Annotated in this window: 21 protein-coding genes, 1 other RNA gene and 1 other annotated feature; of the genes, 11 read left to right on the top strand and 11 right to left on the bottom strand. The window is 54.5% G+C overall.

Annotation, left to right across the window (positions count from 1 at the left end; all coding sequences use genetic code 11):
- Positions 1 to 35: 35 nt before the first annotated feature.
- The 6 genes from htpG to AAH446_RS08705 form a co-directional block, all read right to left on the bottom strand.
- Positions 36 to 1904 carry a molecular chaperone HtpG gene (gene htpG / locus AAH446_RS08730; RefSeq protein WP_342906313.1) on the bottom strand — a complete coding sequence of 623 codons (1869 nt, stop codon included), beginning with the start codon at positions 1902 to 1904 and terminating at the stop codon, positions 36 to 38.
- Positions 1905 to 2009: 105 nt separating this feature from the next.
- Complete coding sequence (gene recR / locus AAH446_RS08725) at positions 2010 to 2615, bottom strand: recombination mediator RecR (RefSeq protein ID WP_342906312.1); 606 nt, start codon at positions 2613 to 2615, stop codon at positions 2010 to 2012.
- A complete protein-coding gene (locus tag AAH446_RS08720) occupies positions 2615 to 2944 on the bottom strand; it encodes a YbaB/EbfC family nucleoid-associated protein (protein ID WP_342906311.1) in 330 nt (109 codons plus the stop codon). Before AAH446_RS08720 ends, recR begins: the two co-directional genes overlap by 1 nt.
- Positions 2945 to 2996: 52 nt before the next feature.
- A complete protein-coding gene (gene dnaX / locus AAH446_RS08715; RefSeq protein WP_342906381.1) occupies positions 2997 to 4934 on the bottom strand; it encodes a DNA polymerase III subunit gamma/tau in 1938 nt (645 codons plus the stop codon).
- Positions 3594 to 3655, bottom strand: a sequence feature (DnaX frameshifting element). (Overlaps the previous gene by 62 nt.)
- A gap of 79 nt (positions 4935 to 5013) precedes the next feature.
- Complete coding sequence (apt, locus tag AAH446_RS08710) at positions 5014 to 5565, bottom strand: adenine phosphoribosyltransferase (protein WP_342906310.1); 552 nt, start codon at positions 5563 to 5565, stop codon at positions 5014 to 5016.
- A 158-nt stretch (positions 5566 to 5723) separates the two neighbouring features.
- Positions 5724 to 6101, bottom strand: coding sequence for a DUF454 family protein (locus tag AAH446_RS08705; RefSeq protein ID WP_342906309.1), 378 nt, complete (start codon positions 6099 to 6101; stop codon positions 5724 to 5726).
- A gap of 65 nt (positions 6102 to 6166) precedes the next feature.
- Here AAH446_RS08705 and priC point away from each other — a divergent pair, with 65 nt between their 5' ends.
- From priC to rsmS, 3 genes are all read left to right on the top strand, one after another.
- Entirely contained in the window at positions 6167 to 6697 is a 531-nt protein-coding gene (gene priC / locus AAH446_RS08700; protein WP_342906308.1) for a primosomal replication protein, read from the top strand.
- Between the two features lie 85 nt (positions 6698 to 6782).
- On the top strand, positions 6783 to 7028 hold the full coding sequence (locus AAH446_RS08695; protein ID WP_342906307.1) for a GlsB/YeaQ/YmgE family stress response membrane protein: 246 nt from the start codon (positions 6783 to 6785) through the stop codon (positions 7026 to 7028).
- A 54-nt stretch (positions 7029 to 7082) separates the two neighbouring features.
- On the top strand, positions 7083 to 7232 hold the full coding sequence (gene rsmS, locus AAH446_RS08690) for a pleiotropic regulatory protein RsmS (RefSeq protein WP_342906306.1): 150 nt from the start codon (positions 7083 to 7085) through the stop codon (positions 7230 to 7232).
- Positions 7233 to 7247: 15 nt separating this feature from the next.
- Here the strand turns inward: rsmS and acrR are convergent, their stop codons facing one another.
- Positions 7248 to 7886: a multidrug efflux transporter transcriptional repressor AcrR gene (gene acrR / locus AAH446_RS08685; RefSeq protein ID WP_342906305.1), complete on the bottom strand. Its 639-nt coding sequence runs from the start codon at positions 7884 to 7886 to the stop codon at positions 7248 to 7250.
- A gap of 140 nt (positions 7887 to 8026) precedes the next feature.
- On the opposite strand from acrR, the gene AAH446_RS08680 reads away from it, so the two are divergent.
- The 4 genes from AAH446_RS08680 to ykgO all read left to right on the top strand — a co-directional run bounded on the left by AAH446_RS08680 (position 8027) and on the right by ykgO (position 12938).
- Positions 8027 to 9211: an efflux RND transporter periplasmic adaptor subunit gene (locus AAH446_RS08680; protein WP_342906304.1), complete on the top strand. Its 1185-nt coding sequence runs from the start codon at positions 8027 to 8029 to the stop codon at positions 9209 to 9211.
- A gap of 17 nt (positions 9212 to 9228) precedes the next feature.
- A complete protein-coding gene (locus tag AAH446_RS08675) occupies positions 9229 to 12381 on the top strand; it encodes an efflux RND transporter permease subunit (protein WP_342906303.1) in 3153 nt (1050 codons plus the stop codon).
- A 149-nt stretch (positions 12382 to 12530) separates the two neighbouring features.
- The gene (locus AAH446_RS08670) at positions 12531 to 12788 is read left to right on the top strand and encodes a type B 50S ribosomal protein L31 (RefSeq protein ID WP_342906302.1); all 258 of its coding nucleotides are present in this window, start codon (positions 12531 to 12533) and stop codon (positions 12786 to 12788) included.
- A 9-nt stretch (positions 12789 to 12797) separates the two neighbouring features.
- Positions 12798 to 12938 (top strand): type B 50S ribosomal protein L36, encoded by a 141-nt coding sequence (gene ykgO / locus AAH446_RS08665; RefSeq protein ID WP_024967291.1) that lies wholly within the window; start codon positions 12798 to 12800, stop codon positions 12936 to 12938.
- A 93-nt stretch (positions 12939 to 13031) separates the two neighbouring features.
- Here the strand turns inward: ykgO and AAH446_RS08660 are convergent, their stop codons facing one another.
- From AAH446_RS08660 to AAH446_RS08650, 3 genes are read right to left on the bottom strand one after another with little or no spacing between them, the layout of a single operon-like run.
- Entirely contained in the window at positions 13032 to 13910 is an 879-nt protein-coding gene (locus AAH446_RS08660; protein ID WP_342906301.1) for a metal ABC transporter substrate-binding protein, read from the bottom strand.
- Positions 13907 to 14779: a metal ABC transporter permease gene (locus AAH446_RS08655; protein WP_463322788.1), complete on the bottom strand. Its 873-nt coding sequence runs from the start codon at positions 14777 to 14779 to the stop codon at positions 13907 to 13909. The genes AAH446_RS08660 and AAH446_RS08655 overlap by 4 nt, the downstream gene beginning before the upstream one ends.
- Positions 14779 to 15462: a metal ABC transporter ATP-binding protein gene (locus AAH446_RS08650; RefSeq protein WP_342906300.1), complete on the bottom strand. Its 684-nt coding sequence runs from the start codon at positions 15460 to 15462 to the stop codon at positions 14779 to 14781. The genes AAH446_RS08655 and AAH446_RS08650 overlap by 1 nt, the downstream gene beginning before the upstream one ends.
- Before the next feature lie 418 nt (positions 15463 to 15880).
- On the opposite strand from AAH446_RS08650, the gene AAH446_RS08645 reads away from it, so the two are divergent.
- From AAH446_RS08645 to AAH446_RS08635, 3 genes are all read left to right on the top strand, one after another.
- Positions 15881 to 16234 (top strand): hypothetical protein, encoded by a 354-nt coding sequence (locus AAH446_RS08645; RefSeq protein WP_342906299.1) that lies wholly within the window; start codon positions 15881 to 15883, stop codon positions 16232 to 16234.
- 147 nt (positions 16235 to 16381) lie between these two features.
- Positions 16382 to 16762: an Hha toxicity modulator TomB gene (gene tomB, locus AAH446_RS08640; RefSeq protein ID WP_342906298.1), complete on the top strand. Its 381-nt coding sequence runs from the start codon at positions 16382 to 16384 to the stop codon at positions 16760 to 16762.
- Positions 16763 to 16791: 29 nt separating this feature from the next.
- Positions 16792 to 17010, top strand: a complete 219-nt coding sequence (locus tag AAH446_RS08635; protein ID WP_342906297.1) for an HHA domain-containing protein — start codon at positions 16792 to 16794, stop codon at positions 17008 to 17010.
- Positions 17011 to 17925: 915 nt separating this feature from the next.
- On the opposite strand, the gene ffs is transcribed toward AAH446_RS08635, so the two are convergent.
- Positions 17926 to 18022: signal recognition particle sRNA small type (ffs, locus tag AAH446_RS08630), an RNA gene on the bottom strand.
- Between the two features lie 157 nt (positions 18023 to 18179).
- On the opposite strand from ffs, the gene AAH446_RS08625 reads away from it, so the two are divergent.
- Positions 18180 to 18491: an MGMT family protein gene (locus tag AAH446_RS08625; protein WP_342906296.1), complete on the top strand. Its 312-nt coding sequence runs from the start codon at positions 18180 to 18182 to the stop codon at positions 18489 to 18491.
- Positions 18492 to 18512: the final 21 nt, after the last annotated feature.

The following is an 18512-nucleotide window of genomic DNA, read 5'->3' as shown; positions in this document are numbered from 1 at the left end:
GGTTACCCGGCCGGGGCTTTCAGCACATCCTTACCTTATGCCAGCAGCAGCTGGTTCATACGGCGGATAAACTGGTTGGGATCTTCCAGCGTGCCCTTTTCAGCAAACATCGCCTGATCCAGCAGCAGTTCAACCCACTCGCTGAAGCGTGCCTCATCCTGCGTATCCGCGGCCCGCTTCACCAGCGCGTGCTCGGGATTCAGCTCAAACAGGTATTTCACTTCAGGCACTGGCTGTCCCGCCGCCGCGAAAAGCTTCGCCATCTGGGTGCTCATGTCGTTAGCGTCGGTGGTGACGATAGCCGGCGTGTCGGTCAGACGATGCGTCAGACGCACATCCTTCACGCGCTCGCCCAGCAGCGTTTTCACGCGCTCAACAAACGGCTCCAGCGCTTTTTCAGCCTCTTTCTGCTCGTCGCTCTCTTCGTCGGCAAGCTTGCTCAGCTCATCGTCAGCCTTACTGACGGACTGGAACATTTTGCCGTCAAACTCGGTGAGATAGCTCATCATCCACTCATCAATGCGGTCTGAGAGCAGCAGCACCTCAATGCCTTTTTTACGGAACAGTTCCAGATGCGGGCTGCTCTTCGCGGCGGCATAGCTGTCGGCGGTGATGTAGTAGATTTTATCCTGACCTTCCACCATGCGGCTGACGTACTCTTCCAGCGAGACGGACTGTGCCGCGCCCTCGCTGCTGGTAGTGGCAAAACGCAGCAGCTTCGCGATGGTTTCGGCATTGGCGCTGTCTTCCGCCGGGCCTTCTTTCAGCACCAGGCCAAACTGCTGCCAGAACTGCTGATATTTTTCGGCATCGTCTTTCGCCACTTTTTCCAGCATCTGCAGCGCACGCTTGCTCAGCGCATTACGCAGGGTCTGCGTGATGCGGCTGTCCTGCAAAATTTCACGGGAAACGTTCAGCGGCAGATCGCTTGAGTCGATCAGCCCCTTCACGAAGCGCAGATAATTCGGCATAAACTGCTCGGCATCATCCATGATAAACACGCGCTGCACGTAAAGTTTCAAACCGTGCTTGTGGTCGCGGTTCCACATATCAAAAGGTGCCTGGGTTGGGATATAGAGCAGGCTGGTATACTCCTGCTTCCCCTCCACCCGGTTGTGGCTCCAGATCAGCGGATCGGCAAAGTCATGAGAAACGTGCTTGTAGAACTCTTTGTACTCTTCATCGCTGATTTCAGACTTGTTACGCGTCCACAGCGCCTGGGCTTTGTTGATCTTTTCCCAGGTGGTGGTGTCGTCTTCTTCGTTGTGGTTTTCAATCTCAACGGGCAGCGCAATGTGATCGGAGTATTTGCTGATAATGCTGCGTACGCGCCAGGCATCGAGGAACTCATCTTCGCCTTCACGCAGGTGCAGCGTGATTTCAGTACCGCGATCTTCTTTGGTGATATCGGCCAGGGTGTATTCGCCCTCGCCTGCCGACTCCCAGAACACGCCTTCATCAGCCGTTGCGCCAGCTGCTCGGGTGCGCACGGTCACTTTATCCGCCACGATAAACGCGGAGTAGAAGCCGACGCCGAACTGGCCGATCAGCTGGCTGTCCTTCGCCTGATCGGAACCCAGCGATTCGAGGAAAGATTTCGTGCCCGATTTGGCAATGGTGCCCAGGTTTTCAATGACTTCGTCACGGCTCATCCCGATGCCGTTATCGCTCAGCGTCAGGGTCCGGTTTTCCTTATCAACGGAAACCCGCACGCGGAGATCGCCGTCGCCCTGATAGAGATCCGGCGTGGAAAGCGCGCGGAAGCGCAGCTTGTCAGCGGCATCAGAGGCGTTAGAGATTAGCTCACGCAGGAAGATTTCTTTGTTTGAATAGAGGGAATGGATCATCAGGTGCAGAAGCTGTTTTACCTCTGACTGGAAGCCACGCGTCTCTTGTCCTTTCATGGTCATTGCTACCTCAACTAATTCAGGTTGGTATACGTTGAGAAGTAGTGTGGGGGCAAAGATGGGTATTTCAAGACGGCACGATAAATCGTGCCGTGTGAATGGCTAAAATCTGATCTTGTGACGCCCGGCCAGAGAGTGGGAGAGCGTGGTGCCGTCTACCATCTCCAGCTCGCCGCCGACCGGCACGCCGTGAGCGATTCGGCTGGCGTCTACGCCATACTGACCGCAAAGCCCGGCGATATAGTTGGCGGTTGCCTCCCCTTCCACCGTGGGATTGGTGGCGAGAATAACTTCCTGAATCGACTCCTGCTCCAGCCGCTGCTCAAGACGATCCAGCCCGATATCATTCGGCCCGATGCCGTCCAGCGGGGAAAGATGGCCCATCAGCACAAAGTAGCGGCCGGCAAACTGCCCGGTCTGCTCAATGGCGTGAATGTCCGCCGGACTTTCCACCACGCAAATCAGGCCGTTTTGCTTACGGCGTGCGTTGGCGCAGATGGTGCAGATTTCCTGCTCGGTAAAGGTCCGGCAGTCGGCGCAGTGGCCGATTTCAGACATGGCACGCGTCAGCGCCTGCGCCAGGCGCATGCCGCCGCTGCGATCGCGCTGCAGCAGCTGAAATGCCATGCGCTGGGCCGACTTCGGCCCCACGCCCGGCAGGCAGCGCAGCGACTCCATCAGAGTTTCGAGGAGCGGGCTGGTTTGCATCAGAACGGCATCTTGAAGCCAGGCGGCAGCTGCATGCCGTTAGACACGCCGGCCATTTTGTCTTTCTGCGCTTCGGCTATACGGCGGGCCGCATCGTTAAAGGCTGCCGCAACCAGATCTTCCAGCATATCTTTGTCATCTTCCAGCAGGCTTGGATCGACTTCCACGCGACGGCAGTTATGCGCACCGTTGATCGTCACCTTCACCAGGCCTGCGCCTGATTCACCGGTCACTTCCATGGCGGCGATCTCTTCCTGCACCTGCGCCATTTTTTCCTGCATTTGCTGGGCCTGTTTCATCAGGTTACCCATTCCGCCTTTTCCAAACATAGTTTTCTCTCTCAGATCGGGCCGCACTGACGCCGTGGCGCTGTGCAGCGTTTCAAAGGGGGCGGATGCTCTCTTCATCCACATCGGCGTCAAAAAATCGACGCAGCGTCTGAATATGATTATCCGCGATAATCGACTGGCGCGCCTGCGCCAGTTTTTCTTCATAGATCGCCTGGCGCCATTCCAGCGGTGTTAACACTGCCGGATTGTCATCCTCAACGATAGTCAATTCTAGCGGAGTGCCCGCTGCCTCGCTCATCGCCTCCGTCAGCGTTTGCCGTGCCGAAGGCGAGTTCAGATGGCGCTGGGCCGATCTGAGGTGCAGGCAGATACCGCTTTCCGTCACCTCTTTCCACGCATTAAGCGCCAGCTGCTGTACCAGCTTCGGCAGCGCCATCGCCGCAACTTCCGCCGCCCAGGGATCGCGAAGCAGCGACTCAGCCGCCAGCTTCGCCATCAGCTCTGGGGTTTTCTCATGCTCCAGCGCCGTACGCAAGAGCTTTGGCGTCGCCACCGGCTCCGGCCTGGCCGCTTCCGGATTTTGCGCCTTCCAGCGGTAGGCTTCCTTTTTTACCGCAGCAGCAGGTTCGGCGGCAGCCTGCCGCCTCTGCCCGCGCTCGGTAACTGTCGCCAATCGCTCCAGTGCCGAGGTCGCCGGCCGCGCATTCTGCGCCGCCGGCTCACTCTTTTTTGGTTTGGTTACTCCCTGCTGGCGCATCAGTTGGGTACGCGCCTGCAGGAGCTGGCTGGTGGTGCCGGAGAGCTCCCCTCCGGCATCGGCCTGCTGACCGGTATGGGGAGACGGCGGGCCCGGCGGCGGCGATGGCTCAGGCGTGTTCTGTACGGGAGCAGGCTGCGCCTGTGGCGTCATCGCCGGGCGCGCCACGGGCTCGGCAATCACCTGGGCGGGATGAAAGGCCAGCGCTCTCAGCAGCGTCATCTCCACGCCCATCCGGCGATCCGGCGCCAGCGGCAGTTCTTTACGCCCCACCAGCAACGTCTGGTAATAGAGCTGCACGTCCGTTGGCGGCAGAACGCGGGCCAGTTCACGCAGCCGTTGCTCAACGGCGGCGTAATCATCGCCCAGCGCCGAGGGCAGCAGCTGGACCATAGCCACCCGATGCAGAATGGTCAGCATCTCCACCAGCAGCGCTTCCCACTCCACGCCACGCGATGCGGCCTGGTTGAGCAGCGACATCACCTGCTCACCCTCCGCGTTAACCAGCGCCTCAATCAGCGCCAGCGGCTGCTCATCATCGAGCGTGCCGAGCATCGCGTTTACGGTGTCGGTGGTGACCGCGCCCTGACCCATCGCAATGGCCTGATCGGCCAGACTCAGCGCATCGCGCATACTGCCGTCCGCAGCGCGGGCCAGCAGCTGGAGGGATCGCGCTTCCGCGGCGATCGCCTCTTCTTTTAAAACGTGCTCAAGCTGTCCGCGGATCTGCTCAACGTCCAGCGCCTTCAGATGAAACTGCAGGCAGCGCGACAGGATAGTGACAGGCAGCTTTTGCGGATCGGTGGTCGCCAGCAGAAACTTGACGTGCTCTGGCGGCTCTTCCAGCGTTTTCAACAGCGCGTTAAAGCTGTGGCGGGAGAGCATATGCACTTCATCGATCAGGTAAACCTTGAAGCGGCCCCGGGCGGGCGCGTACTGGACGTTGTCCAGCAGATCGCGGGTATCTTCCACCTTCGTCCGGGATGCCGCATCGATCTCAATCAGATCGACAAAACGCCCCTGTTCGATTTCACGGCAGTTATCGCATTTGCCGCAGGGCGTGGCGGTAATGCCCGTTTCACAGTTGAGCCCTTTGGCTAACAGACGGGCGATGGTGGTTTTCCCCACCCCTCGGGTGCCGGAAAAAAGATAGGCGTGATGAATGCGGCCGAGCGACAGGCCATTAGCCAGCGCGGTCAGAACATGCTCCTGACCGACGACATCAGTAAACGCTTGAGGACGCCACTTGCGGGCCAGTACCTGATAGCTCATTAATTCGCAGAATATGTTGAGTGAACCGGAGGGTAATGCTAACACAGCCCCACCCCGACGGCGAGGCTGAACGTCAGGCTCAGTGGCCGGGGAAGTTCACCAGGCTGAAGCACTCGATGCCCATCGCCTTCAGGCGCGCTTCACCGCTGAGGTCAAACAGGTTGATGATAAACGCGGCGTGTTTCACTTCGCCACCGGCGCGGCGGATGAGCTTTACCGTGGCTTCGATCGTTCCGCCCGTGGCCAGCAAATCGTCCACTACCAGTACGGTATCATCGGCATTGATCGCATCACAATGGAGTTCCAGCTGATCGGTACCGTATTCCAGTTCGTAACGCTCGGCATAGGTTTTGCGCGGCAGCTTACCGGGCTTGCGCACCGGGACAAAGCCCACGCCCAGCGCTAACGCCACGGGCGCGCCGAACAGAAAACCTCGCGCTTCGGTGCCTACCACTTTGGTAATGCCCGCGTCGCGGTAACGCTCAACCAACAGTTCAATACTGAGGGCGAAGGCTTTGGGATCTTCCAGCAGGCTGGTGACGTCCCGGAACAGGATGCCCGGCTTGGGATAATCCGGAACGCTTTTGATACTCTCTTTCAGAAATTCAAGCTGCTGTGCAGTTGCGGTCATAATGTTATGCCTGGTAAATACAAATCTGAATCACGCAGCTTCAGACGCGCCTGTAACAGAACTGACAGGGCGTATCGGGAGAAACCGGGGGGAAGCCGCGCATGAAAACGATCAAATTTATGCAAACTGCCGGACAATTGCAACAGGGAGAAGTAAATTCAGGGCTTTTGCTGCTCGTCATCCACCACCGGTAGCCGTAACATAAAGAGCAACAGCCCCGCGAGCAGGCAAAGAAGCATTATCCTTACCCAGAGCACTTTGACCAGCCAGAGCGAAACGGCAAACGTCAGCAGGGTAAATGCGATCATCCGGCCCTTCGTCCGGGGCGGCAGCGCGCGATGCTGCTGCCAGTGGCGCAGATAGGGCCCAAACAGCGAGCGGTTGAGCAGCCAGTCATGAAAGCGTGGCGAAGAGCGGGCAAAGCACCAGGCCGCCAGCAGCAGAAACGGCGTGGTCGGCAGCAGAGGCAAAACTACCCCCAGGGTCGCCAGCCCCATCGCCAGCCAGCCAATGATCAGTAAAATGATGCGTTGCATAACCTGATGTCCTTGTCATTCGCAGCAAGAGTATCACACTGACAGCGTTCACCGGAGAGAACAACATGAAAAGTGCCCTGCTGCTTCAGCAGCTGGAAGAAAAGCTGAATCAGCTGGCTCAGGCCATCGCGCCCCATGCCGGCAAACGCACGCCCGCCGCGCGCTTTGATCATCAGCTGTTTCACTGCCACACCACCCGGCTGGGTGACTATCTGCTGGAGCTTCAGCAGAGCATGGCGCAGCTGAAGCAGAGCGTGCAGGATCAGCGCACCGAGCGGGTGGCCTGGATGGCCGAACGGGTTGTCATGCAGATAGGCGCATTGCAGCGCGAGCTGGCTACGCAGACGCTGCGTAAAGGTGAGACGCGGGCAGAACCCGCCGCGGTGAATCTCTATGAGAAACTGGCTGAACATCAGGATTATGAGCGCCGGCTGCGGGCAATGGTTGCCGATCGGGAAAGCCAGCTCGCCACGCGCGATACGCTGGCGCAGCAGCAGACGCTACAGCGCGAAATCGCGGCGCTTGAAGGGCGTTTACAACGCTGCCTACAGGCTCTGAAACGTATTGAACGCGCCATTGAGAAAGGCGAACAGTAAACCCGTCCGGGCAGCCGCGGGCTTTTTGGCGCGCTCCCCTGCCCGCTCTTGCTATACTCGGAGAAATTGAGACTGGAGAACATATATGGGACTGCTCTCGTGGATCGTCATCGGATTACTGGTAGGTATTATTAGCCGTCGCTTTTTCCCTGGCCGCCCCGGCGGTATGCTGCTCACGCTGGTGCTGGCCGTCGTCGGCGCGCTCATCGGGGGCTATGTCAGCGCCTTCTTTAATTACGGAACGCTGGCGGAGATGGAACCACGCGCCATGCTGATCTCGCTGGCGGGCGCGCTGTTAATGATGGTCATTGTTAAAAAACTGCGAATTTGATCCGCGTCTCCTCCCGCTAAAACCCTGCTGAAAACCCAGAAGAAGGAGGAAAGGATGTCGCTGGAAACCGCATCTGAAGAAGTGAAACTGGCCGTCGATCTCATAATGCTGCTGGAAGAAAACCGGATCCCGCCGCAAACGGTGCTTGCCGCGCTGGCGATCGTACAAAAAGACTTTGAGAAGAAAATCAATACGCCGGAGTAAGCATCCGGCGTGACGTCATTGAGCCTTGCGGAGCGTCTTTCCATGCTTGAGCATATCTATCAGGACTTCCACCAGCGGCGGGGCCTCGGTTGCCAGATCGTAGATATCCGGCATAAATAACCAGTTCTCCATAATGCCGGTGATATAACCGCGCATTACCACTGCCGTGCGGCGCGTATCAAGGTCGGCCGGCAGCTGCCCGCAGGTGATACACTCTCTCAGAACCTCTTCAATTTTATCGTAGCACTCCAGAAACAGCGTTTGCTGCATCAGCTGTAACGGCGCGACCTCCCCCACAAATTCACACTTATGGAAAAAAATTTCCATCAGCGAACGCCTGCGCGGGTCTCTTACGGTGGCTTCAAGTACATAGACCAGCAAAGCCCGCAGAATGGAGAGTGGATCGGAAGGATATTTTAACTGATACTCATGCTTTAAATCTTCCAGCCCGGATTCGCTCAGGGCCCAGATCTCATTGAGCAGATCGCTTTTATTTTTGAAATGCCAGTAAATCGCACCCCGCGTTACGCCTGCAGCGGCCGCGATATCGGCAAGGGACGTTTTCGACACGCCGTGTTCCGAAAAGCGTTCTATTGCGGCATCAATGATGTGATTTCGCGTTTCTAACGCCTGTTGTTTGGTTTTTCGTGCCATAGGGTGATTTTTACAAAAGGGCAGACTTACATACATTTGCGAATGTATGTAACATAGCACGACCATAATTTAAACGCAGCAATGGGTTTATGGGTTTGTGATCCATTGAACAATCGATATCGGACACTCGAGGTTTATTTATGAACAAAAACAGAGGGTTAACGCCTCTGGCGGCCGTTCTGCTGCTTTCAGGCAGCTTAGTGCTAACAGGATGTGATAATAAAGAAGCCCAACAGGGTGGACAGCAGAAAGCGCCTGAAGTGGGCGTTGTCACGCTGAAAAGCGCTCCGTTAAAAGTCACCACCGATCTTCCGGGTCGCACCTCATCATTCCGTATTGCTGAAGTTCGCCCTCAGGTTTCGGGCATAATTTTGAAGCGCAATTTCGTTGAGGGGAGTGATGTTGAAGCGGGGCAGTCGCTTTATCAGATCGACCCTGCCACCTATCAGGCCACCTATGACAGCGCCAAAGGCGACCTGGCACAGGCACAGGCTAATGCTCAGATTGCCGCACTTACCGTGAAGCGTTACAAACCTCTGCTGGGCACCAGGTATATCAGCCAGCAGGACTACGACCAGGCGATGGCGGATCAGGGCCAGACGGCTGCGGCCGTGCAGGTTGCCAAAGCTAACGTAGAGACTGCGCGTATTAACCTGGCCTATACCAAAGTGACCTCGCCCATCAGCGGTCGTATTGGTAAATCCTCGGTGACGGAAGGCGCACTGGTGCAGAGCGGTCAGGCGACGGCGCTGGCGACCGTGCAGCAGTTCGATCCCATCTATGTTGACGTCACTCAGTCAAGCGACGAATTTCTTCGCCTGCGTTCAGAGCTGAAGTCGGGCAAGCTGCAACAGACTGACGGCAAAGCGCAGATTAAGCTGCTGTTAGAAGATGGTAGTGAATATCAGCAGACCGGAACATTAGAATTTTCTGACGTTTCCGTGGATGAAACCACCGGCTCCATTACGCTGCGTGCGATTTTCCCTAACCCTGACCATACCCTGCTGCCTGGCATGTTCGTCCGTGCCCGCCTTGAAGAAGGCACCAACCCAAGCGCGTTGCTGGTACCACAGCAGGCTGTTACCCGTACGCCTACCGGCCAGGCTTCCGCCATGGTTGTTGGCGCCGATAACAAAGTGGATGTGCGTAATATCACGGCAGACCGCGCCATCGGCGACAAGTGGCTGGTTACTGACGGGCTGAAGGAAGGTGACAAAGTGATTACCGTTGGCCTTCAGCGTGCGAAAAAGGGCGCCCAGGTGACCCCAGAAGAAGTCAGTGCAGACGACGCCGACAAGGCGAAGACTGAACAAACGAAGTCTTAAACAGGAGCCGCTGATACATGGCTAAGTACTTTATCGATCGCCCGATTTTTGCGTGGGTTATCGCCATCATCATCATGCTGGCGGGCGTGCTGTCGATCTTAAAGCTGCCGATTGAGCAATATCCCAATGTTGCGCCAACGGCAGTTCAGATCCAGGCCAACTACCCGGGTGCGGATGCGAAAACGCTACAGGATTCAGTAACCCAGGTTATTGAGCAAAACATGAACGGTATCGATGGCCTGATGTACATGTCATCGAGCAGCGATTCATCCGGTTCGTTACAGCTTACCCTGAGCTTTGAGTCCGGCACCGATCCGGATATTGCCCAGGTTCAGGTGCAGAACAAACTGCAGCTTGCCACGCCGTTATTACCGCAGGAAGTGCAGCAGCAGGGGATTCAGGTACAAAAATCCTCCAGCAGCTTCCTGATGGTGGCGGGTTTCGTCAGCGATGACGGCAGCATGACGCAGAATGATATCTCGGACTACGTGGCCTCGAATATCAAGGACCCCATCAGCCGTACGCCCGGCGTGGGTGATACCCAGATCTTCGGTGCGCAGTACGCGATGCGTATCTGGATGGATCCGCACAAGCTGAATAACTTCCAGCTGACGCCGGTTGATGTCATCAACGCCATTTCCACGCAAAACGCCCAGGTTGCGGCGGGTCAGCTGGGCGGTACGCCGCCGGTGCCAGGCCAGCAGCTTAACGCCTCGATCATTGCGCAGACGCGTCTGACTTCAACCGACGAGTTCGGCAAGATATTGTTGAAGGTGAACGCTGATGGCTCACGTGTCCTGCTCAAAGATGTGGCTAAGATTGAGCTGGGCGGTGAGAACTATGAAATCATTGCCCGCTTCAACGGTAAACCGGCCTCCGGGATCGGCATTAAGCTGGCAACGGGCGCCAACGCGCTGGATACCGCAGCTGCGGTAAAAGCCGAGCTGACGAAGCTGGAACCCTTTTTCCCTGGTGGGATGAAGGTAGTTTACCCTTACGATACGACGCCGTTCGTTAAAATCTCCATCATGGAAGTGGTGAAAACCCTTCTTGAGGCGATTGTGCTGGTGTTCATCGTAATGTACCTGTTCCTGCAAAACTTCCGCGCCACGCTAATCCCAACGATTGCGGTGCCGGTAGTTCTGCTTGGTACCTTTGCCATTATTAACGCCTTCGGTTACTCGATAAACACGTTAACCATGTTCGGCATGGTGCTGGCGATAGGCTTGTTGGTGGATGATGCTATCGTCGTGGTCGAGAACGTCGAGCGCGTGATGGCGGAAGAAGGACTCCCGCCGAAGGAAGCCACCCGCAAGTCGATGGATCAGATTCAGGGCGCGCTGGTTGGTATCGCGATGGTGCTTTCTGCGGTATTTATCCCGATGGCCTTCTTCGGCGGATCGACCGGGGTTATCTATCGTCAGTTCTCCATTACCATCGTTTCCGCCATGGTGCTGTCGGTAATTGTGGCTCTGGTGCTGACCCCAGCACTCTGCGCCACCATGCTCAAACCGATTAAAAAAGGCGATCACGGTAAAACCACCGGTTTCTTTGGCTGGTTCAACCGCATGTTTGACAAGAGTACAAACCACTATACGGATAGCGTTGGCCACATTATCCGCAGTACTGGCCGTTATCTGGTTATCTATCTGGTGATCGTGGTCGGTATGGCCTGGCTGTTCCTGAAACTGCCAACCGCCTTCCTGCCGGAAGAGGATCAGGGGCTGCTGCTGGCGCAGGCGCAGTTACCGGCCGGTGCCACGCAGGGCCGTACTCAGAAAGTGCTTGATGACGTGACGGATTACTTCCTGACCAAGGAAAAAGCTAACGTCCAGTCGGTCTTTACCGTTAACGGCTTCGGCTTCGCTGGTCGCGGTCAGAACACCGGTATCGCCTTCGTCAGCCTTAAACCCTGGGACGAACGTAGCGGTTCAGAGAACAAAGTTGACGGGATTGCCGGTCGTGCCATGCAGGCATTTGGCGCCATTAAAGATGCGATGGTCATCCCGTTCAACCTGCCGGCAATTATCGAACTGGGTAACGCCACAGGGTTTGACTTTGAGCTGATAGACCAGGCCAACCTGGGGCATGATGCCCTCACGCAGGCACGTAATCAGCTGCTCGGTATGGTGGCGCAGCATCCGGATACGCTGGTCGGCGTCAGGCCGAACGGTCTTGAGGATACGCCGCAGTACAGGCTGATGATTGATCAGGAGAAAGCCAGCGCGCTTGGCGTTTCTATCTCCGACATCAATACCACCATCGCTTCCGCCTGGGGTGGCTCCTACGTCAATGACTTTATTGACCGTGGCCGCGTGAAAAAAGTGTACGTCATGGGCAAAGCCACTTCCCGTATGCTGCCGGAAGATGTGGGTAAATGGTTCGTTCGCGCCTCAAACGGCGAAATGGTGCCCTTCACCGCCTTCTCCAGCGCCGAATGGCAGTACGGTTCGCCGCGTCTGGAACGCTATAACGGGTTACCGGCCATGGAGATCCTTGGCCAGGCTGCCCCGGGTAAAAGTTCCGGTGAAGCAATGGACCTGATGGAACAGCTGGCTTCCAAGCTTCCACAGGGCATCGGCTACGACTGGACCGGCATGTCCTACCAGGAACGCCTCTCCGGGAACCAGGCTCCGGCGCTCTATGCCATCTCGCTGATCGTGGTCTTCCTCTGTCTGGCCGCGCTCTATGAGAGCTGGTCTATTCCGTTCGCGGTTATGCTGGTGGTACCGCTGGGCGTTATCGGGGCGCTGATCTTTACCACGCTTCGTGGCCTCAGCAACGACGTTTACTTTGTGGTGGGCCTGCTGACAACCATTGGACTATCGGCGAAGAACGCAATCCTGATTGTGGAATTCGCCAAGGACCTGATGGAGAAAGAAGGTAAAGGGCTGGTAGAGTCAACGCTTGAGGCGGTACGTATGCGTCTGCGTCCGATTCTGATGACCTCGCTGGCCTTTATCCTCGGCGTACTGCCGCTGACGATCAGTACGGGTGCCGGTTCCGGCGCACAGAACGCGGTAGGTACTGGCGTGATGGGCGGCATGGTCACGGCGACCGTGCTGGCAATCTTCTTCGTGCCTGTCTTCTTTGTGGTGGTTCGCCGCCGCTTCAGTAAGAATAAAGAAGAGCTGGAAGATAACCATCCGGTGGAACACCACCAGCAGTAAATGCTGCGGAAAGTAAGCTGAAGAGGTCGCCTTGTGCGGCCTCTTTTTTTGCCTGCTGTCAGCGTCCCCTGCTTTACCTGTTTGCAATCCATCCAGCTCAGGCGTATAGTAATTGTTATGTTATAACATATCTTTTATAGCGAGGATTTATGAAACAGGGCATCCATCCGGCATACCGTTGCGTGGCATTCCACGATACCAGCGCAGATACCTATTTTATTACCGGCTCCACCATCAAAACGGATCGCACCGTTGAGCTTGAAGGCAAAACGCTGCCCTACGTCGCGCTGGACGTATCATCAGCGTCGCATCCTTATTACACCGGTAAACAGAAAGAGTTTGCTAAAGAAGGCAGCGCTCACCGGTTTAACCAGCGTTTTGGCCGTTTTTTCTCACAAAATAAGTAAGGAGCCGTCATGCAGGTATTAAGCTCGCTGGCCTCCGCCAAAAAGCGCCATAAAGATTGTAAAATCGTCCGCCGAAAAGGACGTGTTTATGTCATCTGCAAAAGTAACCCGCGCTTTAAGGCGGTTCAGGGCAAAAAGAAAAAGCGGTAAGCTGGCTGTTAAGTCATAAAAGGGTCATCTCAGGATGACCCTTTTTTTGCCAGTAAGAAAAAAGGCCGCCCGAAAGGCAGCCAGAGGAGTTTGCTATTTCATACCAGCGACCATCACATTGACGTTATGGGTAAAGGCTGCCACGTAGCTGTCAGCAGGACCGCCCTTTTTGGTCAGGGCTTCCGGATAAAGTTCGCCACCGGGTTTGGCGCCTGCCGCGGAGGCGATCTGTTTGATCAGCCGGGGATCGGTCTGATTTTCAATAAAATAGCTGTGAATATGCGTTTCTTTAAGCTGGTTGATCAGCCCTGCAACGTCGGCAGCGCTCGCCTCTGACTCGGTTGAAAACCCGACCGGCGACATAAAACTGACCCCATAGCGCTGGCCAAAATAGCCGAAAGCGTCATGGCTGGTCAGCACTTTGCGCTTCTCCTGTGGAATGGCGGCAAAGCTTTTCTGCGCCCAGGCATCGAGCTTTTTCAGTCTGGCAATATAGGCCGAGCCGTGCTGCCGGAAATAGTCGGCATCGTCAGGATCGGCTGCAATCAGCGCATTCATAACGTTAGTGGCGTAAACCTCACCGTTCTTCATGCTGTTCCACGCGTGCGGATCGGTAATGGTTTCTCCGTCCTCTTCCATTGAACGGGTGGCAATTCCCTGCGAGGTGACAATAACCTGACCTTTATAACCTGAAGCTTTAATCAGGCGATCCATCCAGCCTTCCAGCCCAAGCCCGCTGACAAACACCACGTCAGCTTCAGACAGGGACTGGCTATCCTGCGGCGTGGGTTCAAAACTGTGGGGATCGCCATTCGGGCCAACCAGGCTTTTCACCTCAACATGATCGCCTCCTACTTCCTTCACGATATCAGCCAGCACTGAAAAACTGGCCACCGTTTCCACGGTTTTGGCCATGACTGCCGGCGTGATTAAAACGGCTGCCAGCGCCAGCGCAACAGGTAACTTCTTCATACTCTCTCCTTACCAACGGACAAAAGGCCCCGCGGTTGACAAATTCCGCCGCACGGCCCGAATAAAATTGAGATAAAAAACAGAATGGCCGCGCTCAGTACCACGGCTGGACCGGCGGGCAGCGAGAGATAAAACGAGGCGCTCAGACCGCTAAAGCTGGCGAGCAGCGCGAGCAGCATCGCCGCCCCGATCATGCCCGGCAGTCGGGGACTCCAGAAGCGGGCTGCCGCAGCGGGCAGCATCATCAGCCCCACACACATCAGCGTGCCAAGTACCTGGAATCCAGCCACCAGATTGATGACGACCAGTACCAGAAAAATGCCGTGAACCAGCGGTGCAGCCCAGCGACTTTGCGCCCGTAAAAACGTGGGATCGAAAGCATCAATGACCAGAGGACGATAAATCAGCGCCAGCATCAGCAGCGTAAACGCAGCAATGCTGCTTACCAGCAGAATGGACGGGTTATCCACCGCCAGCAGTGAGCCAAATAAGACGTGCAGAAGATCGACGCTGGATCCCCGCAGAGACACCAGCGTCACGCCCAGGGCAAGTGAGCCCAGATAAAAGCCGGCAAAGCTGGCATCTTCACGCAGCGGCGTGTAGCGGCTCACCGCACCGGATAACAGCGCCACGGAGAGACCCGCAATGACGCCTCCCGTCCCCATCGCGACCAGCGACAGGCCGGAAATAAGATAGCCGATGGCGGCACCGGGCAGGACCGCATGGGAGAGCGCATCACCCACAAGACTCATTCTGCGCAACAGAAGAAATATCCCCAGCGGCGTGGCGCTCAGCGACAGCGCCACGCAGGCCACCAGCGCACGCCGCATAAAGCCAAATTCAATGAAAGGATGCAGTAAGGCGATCATTATGCTTTCTGCCTGTGGCAGAAATTAAGCTGCGTAACGGCACTTTCTACGCCGGACCACTCCGTATGGGTCGCACTGAGTCGTAGCTTTTGGGGGAAATATTTCTCTACTGTTGGCATATCGTGCAGTACGACAATTAAGGTACAGCCCGCACGGTGACGCTCTTCCAGCAGAGCCAGCAGCAATTCCGTAGTCTGGCTGTCAACGCCCGCAAAAGGTTCATCAAGCAGCAGGAGTTCAGCCTCCTGAACCAGCAACCTTGCAAAAAGGACCCGCTGAAGCTGGCCGCCCGAAAGCGTGCCTGGCTGTGCCGATGCAAATGCCAGCATATTGACCTTCTCCAGCGCAGCCAAAATGCTCTGCCGCATCTGACGGGTGATACCACCAAACCAACCGCATTTTTGCCAGCATCCCATCGCGACTAAATCGACGACGCTGACGGGGAATGTTTTTTCAATTTCAGACTGTTGTGGTAACCAGGCCATACTGGCCCGCTGCGTTGAAAAACTCAGCGAACCACTGACCGGATGCATCAGACCCGCCACTGTTTTCAGCAGCGTGGATTTTCCTGAACCATTTGCACCAATCAGCGCGGTCATCGAGCCACGCTGGAATACCCCGTTAAGGCAGGGCGTGACCGCCCTGCCCTGATAACCTACGGAAAGGTGGTTTAATGCGATCATGATGAGATTGCCCACTGGGTCATAAAGAATAAAAAGCTGATAAGTAACGCTGCAAAGCCCACTCTCAGTCGCGCCGGGTGGGTTAAAAGCGTGCCGTAACGCACAAATGATGAAGAGGACAGCATGACTACGCGCACCAGTATAATGTTATAACATAACAATTATAGTACGCTTTCTACGGGAAGGCCGGTAACACAAAGTGTATCTAATTATTAACCATGGGATTCGTATTCATTCAGTAGGTTATATAAATTTCCTTCACCTTATCGTACACATGCGTCAAGGTTGCCGTGATTAACACCGATAATAATTAACATCCAAATCATCAGGATAGAAAAACAACATAGCGACCACCTTGATTATTTCTCCATTGCGAACAATTATCTTTATAAGCCTTCTTCATCACTATGGATAAAAAATGAACAATACGGTTAACTGGGCGACAGGGGATAATGAAGTAACCATTGCTTACCTGATGCAAAGCATTCAGCAGATTATTCCCAAAATAGCAGATCAATTGACGGCGTCTCTGTCATGGTATTCGCCCAATGCGCAATATGTTCCCGAAAGCATTAAAATTATTTCTATAGAACCGCGTGAAGAATCGCGTTATAAAATGACCTACAGTTTTCGCTGGAACGTGTTTAATGGCTGTCTGGATTTAGACACTGATGAAAAGACAATAGATACGGTTAATTTTTATCTTCGTCCTGACGCCTTTGTTTTTGATATTGTAGAAACAGCACGCCCGAGCACCGCAGACGAATTGTAATTTTAGGTAATAGCCCCACAGTCTGTTCACTAATACGTTATATTTATTTAATGGCTTTATCGTTAGGTTTCATTATCACTCCCTGGCACACCACCCGCTGAAAGCCCTTGCTATCGGCATCTTTCACTCGCTACGGAGGGGAAAAAGATGGACGAATACTCACCAAAAAGGCATGATATTGCCCAGTTGAAATTTCTGTGTGAAAATCTCTTTGATGAGAGCATGGCGACGTTAGGTGACAGTCACCATGGCTGGGTTAACGATCCCACTTCTACCATGAATTTACAGCTTAATGACCTGATTGAACATATTGCTGCCTTCACGATGAATTACAAAATCAAACATATTGAAGATGCCGATCTGATTAGTCAGATCGATGAATACCTTGACGATACGTTTATGCTTTTCAGTAATTACGGTATTAACGTGCAGGATATGCAGCGTTGGCAAAAATCAGCGAAACGGCTTTTTAACCTTTTCGCAGAGGAGTGTGCTCTGGCAAAAGCCCCTGCGAGCCATTCTTTTTAGCAACCCTTTATTATTTCTACGGTTTAACAATGACAGATAAAAACCTGACCAAAACTGATTATCTGATGCGCCTGAGAAGATGTCGTTCCATCGATACACTTGAACGCGTTATCGAAAAGAATAAATACGAATTATCTGATAATGAGCTGGCTGTATTTTATTCGGCGGCCGATCACCGACTGGCGGAACTGACGATGAATAAGCTTTACGATAAAGTCCCGGTCGCCGTATGGAAATTTGTGCGATAAGGCGAACCCGCTAAACAGGTGTTAAGGGATTCTTTAACAGGGAAAATGGATCGAATCCAGTCAACGTAGTTGGCTGTCCTGGTTAAAGGCACCTTTTTAAGTCAGCCGTGCCGCCGTGTAACGATGTCATCCTAAAAGCAGTCAAATGAGATAACGGGTGTTTATCTCTGCCGACGCAGCAGCGAACATTTCATTTGCTCTGACAAACGTCAGAGAAGGCGGTATTACCCCTGATATCTTCTGTGAATGGAAAGGATTAAACTCGCTATTCAAATGAGACTCCTTACTTCGCAGAAATCTGAACTTATATTCCCCAACTCTCCCCAGTCCAGGTGACTTGATCAGCATCTTAAAATCCATACTGATCTGGCCTGAAAGCCTTTATCACACCATTTGAGGGTACTCAGCCGGTCAGGTATTCCTGCTTGTAAAGAGTGCTTTTAAAGCGGCTTATCTGAAATGTAAGGAGATCATTCTTGTAAGTCTGGTAGTCCCTTGCAGAATTGCTGAACAGAACCCAGATTTAATTCTCTTATCAAAGTGCAGTACCCCTGAACCGCAGCCTGATTTCACCCCTGAAAGTTATCCTCCTCTTCTTCTAATCTCATGCGCCGGACGTAAAAATCCCTCGTGGCTGAATTGTTTTGATGAAGGAAAAACGAGTTCATCATTCAGGACAGTAACGCGAGATGGAAAAAAGCAGGCGGAAGCAGCGATATAAATACAACCCTTCGCATGAAGGCCTGGCAAGCGGGACAGCGCAGACAAGTATCAACCTAATCAAAGCGGTGTCAGGTAACGGCATGGGGAAAGGTTAAATCACAGGCTGTGTGCCGGTTAAGACAAGATTTTTATGGCTATGATGAATGCTGGGGGAAGGCAAAAAAATGATTCAAAAGCAGAATTGGGTGGGGGCCCTGCCAGCTACATCCCGGCACACGCGTCACCTGCTGCGGCTGCTTCCTTCCGGATCTGACCGAGTTCACAAGTTAGCATTGCGGGAGAACCAACCGGGCCCCCATTGATAAGCGCCATGTTATGGAGCGAGGGCATTATCAATGAACCCCCGGATAATTGCAACCTGTCCGCTGGCGACCGTTGTTTTCTTGTGCAATCTCTTCTGCATTTTGCTTTTTTCGCTTACATTTCACCTTATGAAAGGAGAAGAAATGCAGAATCACGACACTTTTCAACAGCGTATCTGGCAGATAGTAGCGGCGATCCCCTTTGGGAAAGTCACAACTTATGGCGACGTTGCGCGTCTTGCCGGTTCGCCGCGGGCCGCCCGTCAGGTGGGAGGCGTGCTGAAGCGGCTACCTGCGGGCAGTGCGCTACCCTGGCATCGCGTGATTAACCGGCTGGGAGAGATATCCCTGACCGGCGACGATTTGGATCGCCAGCGGTATGCACTGATAAATGAAGGCGTCAGGGTCAGCCCTGAAGGGAAAATAGCGCTCAGTGAGTATCGCTGGCAGGGTTAAGCCGCCCCTTTCGGGGCAGCT

This window comes from Erwinia psychrophila (assembly GCF_039023475.1).
GTDB lineage: Bacteria > Pseudomonadota > Gammaproteobacteria > Enterobacterales > Enterobacteriaceae > Erwinia.
Note: the sequence above shows the minus strand (reverse complement) of the source record. Positions and strands in the feature narration are given on the sequence as shown.